Source organism: Flavobacterium sp. 316 (assembly GCF_000967805.1).
Taxonomy (GTDB): Bacteria; Bacteroidota; Bacteroidia; order Flavobacteriales; family Flavobacteriaceae; genus Flavobacterium; species Flavobacterium sediminilitoris.
This window is the reverse complement of the sequence record NZ_JYGZ01000001.1, coordinates 778,202-787,447: the sequence shown is the minus strand read 5'-3', so window position 1 is coordinate 787,447 and position 9,246 is coordinate 778,202. Positions and strand designations below refer to the sequence as shown.

At 27.7% G+C, this 9,246-nt stretch carries 9 protein-coding genes; 3 read left to right on the top strand and 6 right to left on the bottom strand.

What is annotated here, in order from left to right:
* Positions 1-1,319 (bottom strand): PKD domain-containing protein (locus tag SY27_RS03645; protein ID WP_045967408.1); only part of this gene is annotated, 1,319 nt, incomplete at its 3' end.
* A gap of 789 nt (positions 1,320-2,108) precedes the next feature.
* Between SY27_RS03645 and SY27_RS03640 the strand changes: the two genes are divergently transcribed.
* The 3 genes from SY27_RS03640 to SY27_RS03630 are packed head-to-tail and all read left to right on the top strand — an operon-like array spanning position 2,109 to position 5,623.
* On the top strand, positions 2,109-2,624 hold the full coding sequence (locus tag SY27_RS03640) for a histidine phosphatase family protein (RefSeq protein WP_045967407.1): 516 nt from the start codon (positions 2,109-2,111) through the stop codon (positions 2,622-2,624).
* Positions 2,593-4,704, top strand: coding sequence for a polyphosphate kinase 1 (gene ppk1 / locus SY27_RS03635; protein ID WP_152640693.1), 2,112 nt, complete (start codon positions 2,593-2,595; stop codon positions 4,702-4,704). Before SY27_RS03640 ends, ppk1 begins: the two co-directional genes overlap by 32 nt.
* Before the next feature lie 28 nt (positions 4,705-4,732).
* Entirely contained in the window at positions 4,733-5,623 is an 891-nt protein-coding gene (locus SY27_RS03630; protein WP_045967406.1) for a Ppx/GppA phosphatase family protein, read from the top strand.
* Between the two features lie 97 nt (positions 5,624-5,720).
* Here the strand turns inward: SY27_RS03630 and tpiA are convergent, their stop codons facing one another.
* The 5 genes from tpiA to SY27_RS03605 form a co-directional block, all read right to left on the bottom strand.
* Complete coding sequence (tpiA, locus tag SY27_RS03625; RefSeq protein ID WP_045967405.1) at positions 5,721-6,470, bottom strand: triose-phosphate isomerase; 750 nt, start codon at positions 6,468-6,470, stop codon at positions 5,721-5,723.
* Positions 6,470-6,967, bottom strand: coding sequence for a TlpA disulfide reductase family protein (locus SY27_RS03620; RefSeq protein ID WP_045967404.1), 498 nt, complete (start codon positions 6,965-6,967; stop codon positions 6,470-6,472). The genes tpiA and SY27_RS03620 overlap by 1 nt, the downstream gene beginning before the upstream one ends.
* A 105-nt stretch (positions 6,968-7,072) precedes the next feature.
* Positions 7,073-7,480 (bottom strand): hypothetical protein, encoded by a 408-nt coding sequence (locus SY27_RS03615; protein ID WP_045967403.1) that lies wholly within the window; start codon positions 7,478-7,480, stop codon positions 7,073-7,075.
* Complete coding sequence (locus SY27_RS03610; RefSeq protein ID WP_045967402.1) at positions 7,480-8,589, bottom strand: BT_3928 family protein; 1,110 nt, start codon at positions 8,587-8,589, stop codon at positions 7,480-7,482. Before SY27_RS03610 ends, SY27_RS03615 begins: the two co-directional genes overlap by 1 nt.
* Positions 8,590-8,656: 67 nt before the next feature.
* Positions 8,657-9,199: a DUF1599 domain-containing protein gene (locus SY27_RS03605; protein WP_045967401.1), complete on the bottom strand. Its 543-nt coding sequence runs from the start codon at positions 9,197-9,199 to the stop codon at positions 8,657-8,659.
* Positions 9,200-9,246: the final 47 nt, after the last annotated feature.

Genomic DNA, 9,246 nt, shown 5'->3' with positions numbered 1-9,246 from the left:
CAATTCGTAGTGTTTAGAATTGTATTTTCTCCTAAATCTCGAATTCCATTATTGTTTGAATCTTCATATTCTGTAATATTATATGTCCTAGTAACATTTGTATTACATCCTAAATATGCACTATTTGAAGCTGTAATTTGAATAATACCACAAGGTGTATCTCCAATATCTCCATCACCATTTCCTAATGCTTCAAATTCTTGTATTGTATAATTAACTTGTGTAGGGAGTTCATCATAACATTGTAAACTTGTCATTGAAAAAGTTGGACATATAACATTGAAAGAGCAACAGACAATAGGAGATATTGTAGTACTATAATTTTTAGTACAGCCAAGATTATCAGTTACAGTTACACTATAAGTTCCTACTCCTAAATTGGTTAAATCTTCAGTAGTTGCACCAGTATTCCAAAGAAAAGAATATGGTGGACTTCCTCCAGAAATGGATAAATCTATTGAAGCAGTAGATCCTATATTACAATCTAACTCTTCAATATTTGCATTGATAATGATTTCAGATGGATAATTGATAGGTACAATGTATACATTCGTTAATCCATTCGAATCTGTAACTTTTAGTTCAGCTGAATAAGGAATTGAATTATCATATGTATGACTAGGGTTTTCAATTGTTGAATCAACTGTACCATTGGAATCAAAATCCCATTCGTAAGTATATGGTGGTGTTCCACCATTAGTTGTAGATTGAAAATTAATAGATGAAGATGTTCCAGAAGTACATCCTGTATACGTAAACTGAACAGCTAAAGGAGCTGAAATTTTAGTTCCGCCAGGTAATTCACATTGTGATTTTGTATATGAATTACAATTATAAGGTACTAATTCGTTTCCGTTTCCACTAGTTTTCCAAACTATTAATATTTTGTCAAGTAATAATTCTTGACCACAAGTCCAATTAAAAGGGCCATATAATAATCTTTGACCTGAACCAGGAGCAACAGTACCAAAATTAACATTTAGAGGAGTTGTTATTCCATCTATAATAAGGTCTGCAAATATTCTTGCATGATATATATCACTATTTGAATTAGATGTATAATTCAACATAATATACATAGTTTGTGTTGTTCCAGGAATACAAGTTGTATTATCTAAAGGTACACCGTTTATGTTAGTTAGACTTAAAAAAACATTATTTAATGTGTAATTGTTTGATGTACAGTTAAAATAATCTGTATAATAATTTGGAGGAGAACCACATAATCTTAAATCGGGTTTATCAGCAGTAAATTGAGAATAAACTGAGTTTATCCCAATAAAAGCATAAAGTATTAATAGCGTAATTTTTGCTCTCATAACTTCTACATTTTTTTATTAAAAAATAAATAATAATTTATTCTAAATTGTATTTAGAATAATAGCCGGCATTTATTAGGAATTACTTTACATAATTTCTAATGACATCTAGTTAAGAGGTAATTTTTGAAATTTAATTTTAAAAGAAAGTTAAACAGTTAATAGGCAGTATAACATAAATCTTTTACCTGGTTAGAGTAAAATAAAGTTCGGAAATAGGGTTTTACCTGATATAATTAATTTAGTAAATATTATATACAATTCATTTTTACTAGTTTAGAAGTAAAATAAACTTGCAACACAAAGCATTTTATTGATTTATAAAACAATAAAGGCTTAACATTCAATTGTTTGATATAATATGGAGGGAGTGTAGAAAAACTTCACTTGTTTGGTTAATAGCATATTATAACAAAAAACTCTACTTATTTTGATAGAATAAGAAATCAAAAACAGAAAATTTTAATATAGCAAATTAAAATATCTGAAAGAAATTAGTAGTTGTTTAAAATCAGGAATAAAAAATAATAATTTTTGGTTAAACAATTAATAGCATATTGTAAAAAATAATTTACTTGGTTAGAGTAAAATTGAACTCATAAAAGAGTATCCCGTCACTAAATCATATACTAATTTAGAAATTAAATTTAAAGATTGCATATAAACATAACTATTTTCGATAAACGGTTTAAAATAATCTATGAATTATCTTCTTTTTTATAATATATTCTTAGATTTTTTAATTTTTTTTCACGTACTTTATAATGGAACACTTAAAAATATGAACTTATGAAAAATTTGATTCTCATTCGTCACTCAAAATCTAGTTGGGAAACTCCCTTGAAAGATATTGATAGACCATTATCAAAGAGAGGAGTTAATGATGCACATTTAATTTCATCTCAAATTAATGCTATTTTACCAAAATCGTTCATAGTGTGGTGTAGTATAGCAAGAAGAGCTAAAGAATCTGCTATTATTTATTCGGAAAATTTAAATTTTCCGTTTGATAATATTATGATTAAGGAAGAGTTGTATACTTTTGATGAATATAGATTAGAAGAAATCATAAAAAAATGTGAAAATAGGTATGATAGTCTAATTCTTTTCGGACATAATGAAGCTATTACAAATTTTGTTAATAAATTTGGAAACCTTTTAATAGATAATGTCCCAACATCTGGAGTTGTTTCTTTACAATTTAATATTGATGAATGGAAAAGTCTAGAAAAAGGACAAACAATTAAAACGCTTTTTCCAAGTCATTATAAAAATGAACAACATATCACAAACAAAATACATTGATAGAGAGAAGAGTTGGTTGACATTTAATGCTAGAGTATTACAAGAAGCAGCAGATGAATCAGTTCCATTATTAGATAGATTACGTTTCTTAGGTATATTTTCAAATAATTTGGATGAATTTTTTAGAGTTCGTTATGCGGCAATTCGTAGAATGAGGTTTGAAAATATAGATGATGAAAAAATTTTAGGAGGAATTACTGCTGATAAGTTATTGAAAGAAATTACAGAGATAGTAATTGAACATCAATCAGAAAGTTTACGTATTCTAAGTGAAATAGAACAAAAACTCGAGAAAGAGAATATTTATATTCTAAATGAAAAACAAATTTCAAGAGAGCAAGGAAATTTTATACGTGATTTTTTTATTCAAAAAGTCAGTCCAGCAGTTGTAACAATTATGTTAAATAATTTGGATAGTTTTCCTTTATTAAAGGACACATCGGGTTATTTGGCAGTAAAATTAGTTATGAATACTTCAAGTGAAGCATTAAATAATAATGTAAATGAAGAAGATAAAATCCGTTATGCTGTTGTAGAAATACCGAGTACTATTAACCGTTTCGTTGTATTACCTTCAAATTCAGAAAAACAATATATTATTTTACTTGATGATGTAATTAGGCTAAATCTTAATTATATTTTCAATATTTTTGATTACAAGAGCATGTCGGCTCACATGATAAAAATTACTCGTGATGCACAGTTAGATTTCGATAGTGATTTAAGCAAAAGTTTTATAGAAAAAGTATCTGATAGTGTTAAAGAACGTAGAGTAGGAGAGCCTGTTCGTTTCGTTTATGACCAAGCCATTGAAGATGATACGTTAGCTTTTTTTCTAAATCGAATGGAAATTGATAGCTCGGATAGTATTATTCCAGGTGGAAGATATCATAATCGAAGAGATTATATGAGTTTTCCTAATTTAGGAAGGTATGATTTATTGTATAAACAAAATCCACCATTATCTATTCCAGGATTAGATCTTGAAGGAAGTATCTTAGAGAAAATAAAACAAAAGGATTATTTATTAAATGCTCCTTATCAATCTTTTTCATATATTATTAAATTCTTGCGTGAAGCAGCTTTAGACCCAAAAGTAGTTTCAATAAAAATTACACTATATCGTTTAGCTAAAAATTCTCAAATTGTAAGCTCATTAATAAATGCAGCTAAAAATGGTAAAAAAGTAACCGTTCAAATAGAATTGCAAGCCCGTTTTGATGAAGCTAGCAATATATCTTATGCAGAGCAAATGCAAACAGAAGGTATTGATCTCATTTTTGGTATGAAAGGATTAAAAGTACACAGTAAAATTTGTGTGATTGAACGAGTAGAAGAGAAGAAAGTAAAACGTTATGGATTTATTTCAACAGGAAATTTTAATGAAAATTCTGCCAGAATATATACTGATATAACCTTATTTACTGCAAATACGTCTATTTTAAAGGATGTTTCAAAAGTATTTGATTTCTTTGAAATAAATTATAAAATTCATCGTTACAAGCATTTGTTTGTATCACCTCATTATACCCGTTCTAAGTTTGTAAAGCTTATTGATAGAGAAATTGTAAGTGCTCAATTAGGAAAAAAAGCTTTTATTAAACTGAAAATGAACAGTCTTTCAGATTTTAAAATGATTGATAAATTATATGAAGCTAGTAATGCAGGAGTAAAAATAAAATTAATTATTAGAGGAATTTGTTGTTTAATTCCTGGAGTTAAAGGAATGAGTGAAAATATTGAAGCTATAAGTATTGTAGATAATTATTTAGAACATTCAAGACTTTATATTTTTGGTAATCAAGGAAATCCAGAAGTTTATATTTCTTCTGCAGATTTTATGACAAGAAATATTGATGCTAGAGTGGAAGTAACTTGTCCTATTTATGATAAAAATATTAAAGAAGAATTAATTGAAACTTTCGAAATAGGCTGGAGAGCAAATGTAAAAGCCCGATTACATTCGGAAGATTTGAAAAATAAATATAGAAAAAGAGGGGATGAAAAACCATATAGAGCTCAATTAGAAATGTATAATTATTACAGAAATATGCTAGAAGTTACTACTTCCAAACTTTAATTATACACTTTTCTTAAAAAGAATATACATGATTACATTAAAAAAATATGCTGCAATAGATGTGGGATCAAATGCTATGAGACTTTTGATTACTAATATTGTGGAACAAAAAGGGAAACCAACACAATTTAATAAGAGTTCACTAGTACGTGTGCCTATTCGTTTAGGACAAGATGCCTTTACTGTAGGAGAAATTTCAGATGAAAATATACAACGAATGTTAGATGCGATGAAAGCATTTAGTCTTTTGATGAAAGTTCATAAAGTTGAAAAGTATAAAGCTTGTGCAACATCTGCAATGCGAGAAGCTTATAATGGAAAAGAAATATCAGATTTAATTAAGAAAAAGGCAGATATTAGAATTGATATTATTGATGGAAAAAAAGAAGCTTCAATAATTGCTGGTTCAGATTTAAAGCATTTTATTAATTCAGATAAAACGTTCTTATATGTTGATGTAGGTGGTGGAAGTACTGAATTTTCTATTTTCTCGCAAGGTAAAATGATTATATCTAAATCATTTAAAAATGGAACTGTTCGATTATTGAATAATATGGTAAACGATATTGTTTGGACAGAAATTGAAAAATGGATTAAAACGAATACTGCTCCTTATGAAGAAATTACTTTGATAGGTTCTGGTGGAAATATAAATAAATTATTTAAACTATCTGAAAAACATCAAGATAAACCATTGTCTTATGTGTATTTAAGTTCGCAATATCAAAAGTTGAATAATATGACATACGAACAACGTATTGCAGAATTAGGACTTAATCCAGATCGGGCTGATGTTATTATTCCTGCAACTCGTATTTATTTAAATGCAATGAAATGGAGTGGAGCAAGGCAAATTTATGTTCCTAAAATAGGTCTTTCAGATGGAATAGTGAAAGCAATGTATTACGGAAAAATATGATGTAAGAAAATAAGAGTGCGTTAAAAGAAAACACATTTTATAACTCTATTTCTTTAGGATTATAAAATGTGTTTTTTATTAGGTATTGACGTTTTAATTAAAATGCATTAACAATAGCTAAGAAATCATCAGCGTGTAATGCTGCACCTCCAATTAATCCACCATCTACATCAGGTTTTGAAAAAATTTCTTTTGCATTGCTTGGTTTTACACTTCCACCATATAAAATACTTACATCGTTAGCAATATCAGAACCGTACACTTTTTCAATAATACTTCTTATAAATTTATGCATTTCTTGTGCTTGTTCTGGTGAAGCTGTTTCTCCAGTTCCAATAGCCCAAACAGGTTCATAAGCTAATACAATATTTTTCCAGTCTTTTTTTTCTAAGTGAAATAAAGCATCTCTTAATTGATATTCTACAATATTAAAGTGATTGTTTTTTTGACGATCTTTTAACTCTTCACCAAAACAAAAAATAACTCTCATATTGTGTTTTAAAGCAGTATCTACTTTATTTGCAAGTAATCCATCAGATTCATGGAAATAAGCACGTCTTTCACTGTGTCCTAGGATAACGGTGTTTACGTTAATATCAGTTAGCATATTTGCAGCTATTTCACCAGTAAACGCTCCACCTTCAGCTTGATGCATGTTTTGAGCGGCTACTGTAATTCCTTTTCCAGCTACTTCATCATTTGCAGCTTTAAGATTAATAAATGTAGGTGCTACAATAATTTCTGTATCAGAATTTTGTTTCTTAGAGAGGATCTCGTCTAATAATGCTAAAGTTTCAGTATGCGTTTTGTGCATTTTCCAGTTTCCTGCAACAATATGCTTTCTCATTATTTTAGTTTGTTTAAGGTTTCTATTAATTTGTTATCATCTGCTTCAATAACTTTGAATAAGGCTATTTTCCCTTCTTTATCAACAACCATATATCTAGGAATCCAATCTAAGTTTATAGATTTTCCAAAAACACCCTTCATTCCATCAGAAGTTAAATAATGCTCTCCTTTTACATCATATTTTGTAATTCCTTTTATCCATGCATCATAATTTTTATCCATTGAAATGAATAAGTATGTTACATCAGGATATTGCTCTTGTAAGGTTTTTACTTTTGGCATTCCTTTTATACAATCTGAACACCATGAAGCCCAAACATCAATTACAATTGTTTTTCCTTTATATTTATTTAGAATGTCTTGAAAAGTAATAGACGTATTATCTGTAGTAGTCATTACATTCTCTAAAGCTTCTTTCTTAAATTCTGTTTGTTGAGCATTTGTACAAGATAATATTGAAAATGTAAATGCTAATAATGTTATTATTTTTTTCATTTTATGTTTTTTTTGTGTAATCAAATTTACGTTTTCTAAATTTTAAATTTCTTAATTAAATGTAAAATACAAAATTTCGTTAGAATTCTGACTTAAATACCAACGTTAGTATATTTTAATGCTATATGATTTACTAGTAGTATTTCCACATAAATGATCATCATTGTTTTCATTGTCATAATCATTTACATATAAAACTGTAATTTTTATATTAAAATCATAGGTCCCTATTGCAGTTGGAATTCCTTCAAAATATACCTTTCTGCCATTAAAGAAAGATGTAATACCACTAGGTAAATTCCCTTCAATTTCAACATTATCAATTTCATAATTTGAAGAGTTAGCATTTTGTATGTCTACAGTAATGTAATCTTCATAATTTTGGGAAACAATTCCATCAACAAAACCATTATCTACTATATTTGGTTTAATATCAAAGAGACAATCTGTTATATCATTACAACTTATAAATAAAAGAACTATTGTAATTATGAAACATTTAATCAAACGCATTATTTCAGTTTAACGTTGTCTATATCATTAAAATGCGCTTTTTGAATAATAGTTCCTTTTTCTAAAACTACAATACTAGGATTTGCTCTTTCAATTGTTTTTAGAGTTGTAGCATCGCAAAAATAATAATCAAAAGTGTGTCCGTATTCCTTTTTATATTTTTCTATTGTTTCAACGTCTGATGCTGTCATTCCAATTACTAAATATCCTTTTTCTGCTGCTTTTAAATGAAACTCTTCTAATTTTTTCATTCCTTTTTGTTTAGATTTATTTAAATCATAAGAAATGAACATAATTACTTTTGGTTCATCTAAAACACTATCGATATAGTCAGATCCATCTTTTTCTATTGAGAAATCATGAATAGGAGGAACGTATCCTTGTTTTAATAATTTATCTTTTCTATCGATAAATTCAGCTCCTTCAGGAACTTTATTATCCATAACATCTTTGTAACTAATTTCAGTGTCAACACCATTTACTTTATAAATAAATACCATCTCATACTCACTTTTTTGAGCTCCTTCTGGTATTTCCATTCCTTTTCTAATATTAGTTCCTACTTTATATGCTCTAAAGTCTTTAATAGGTAAATGTTGTAATACATAATATGCCATAAACAGACAAAGTGAATACACAGCAAAAACGGTTAAATTCATAGGTGTTTTTCCTAATAATGGATTAATGAATTTTTGATTAAAGAATAAGATTAAAATAAAGAAAAGAAGTGTTATATCTTTATAAAATGATTCCCAAGGTGTTAGTTTTAAAGCATCTCCAAAACATCCACAATCTGTGACTTTATTAAAATAAGCGGAGTAAAAAGTTAAGAAAGTAAAAAACACAATCATAGCTAATAAACTCCAAACAGTAAATTTGGGTTTAAAACCTATTAATAACATCACGCCAAGTACAACTTCAAATATAACTACAAAACAAGCAATTACTAAAGCAAATGGAATTAGAAATTCCATATTTAAAACATTAGCATTGAAATATTCTTCAAGTTTATATGAAAATCCTACAGGATCATTTAGTTTTATTAAACCCGAAAAAATAAATAAAAGACCAACAAATACGCGTGAAAATTGTGTAATAATATTTCTCATAAATTCTATTTTCTCAAAAATACTTTTTTATAATGCTACTAATTGTAAATGATTTGTTAATTTGATGTTAATGATTATTTTCCATTAAAATTAGAGCGAAAATGGAATAGTTAATCATATCTTGATAATTGGCATCAATTCCTTCTGAAACTAAAGTTTTTCCTTTATTATCTTCAATTTGTTTCACACGAAGTAATTTTTGCAAAATTAAATCCGTTAAGCTACTCACTCTCATATCGCGCCATGCTTCACCATAATCATGATTTTTGTTTTCCATTAATTCTTTGGTTAAAGCTACTTTTTCATCATACAGTTGTATTGCTTCGTCATATTCTAAATCTGGTTGTGTAGCAATTCCTTTATCAATTTGTACAAGAGCCATAATGCAGTAGTTAATAATTCCAATAAATTCGGAAGTTTCATCTTCATCTACTTTTCGAACTTCATTTTCTTGAAGACTGCGAATGCGTTGCGCTTTTATAAAAATTTGATCTGTTAATGATGGCAAACGTAGTATTCTCCAAGCTGTGCCATAGTCTTTTGTTTTTTTAGCAAACAAATCGCGACAAATTGCTATAATAGCATCATATTGTTGTGAAGTATTCTTCATTATTTAGATATCTTTGTAGTAAATTTTTTCAAAAGTAATTAAATAAG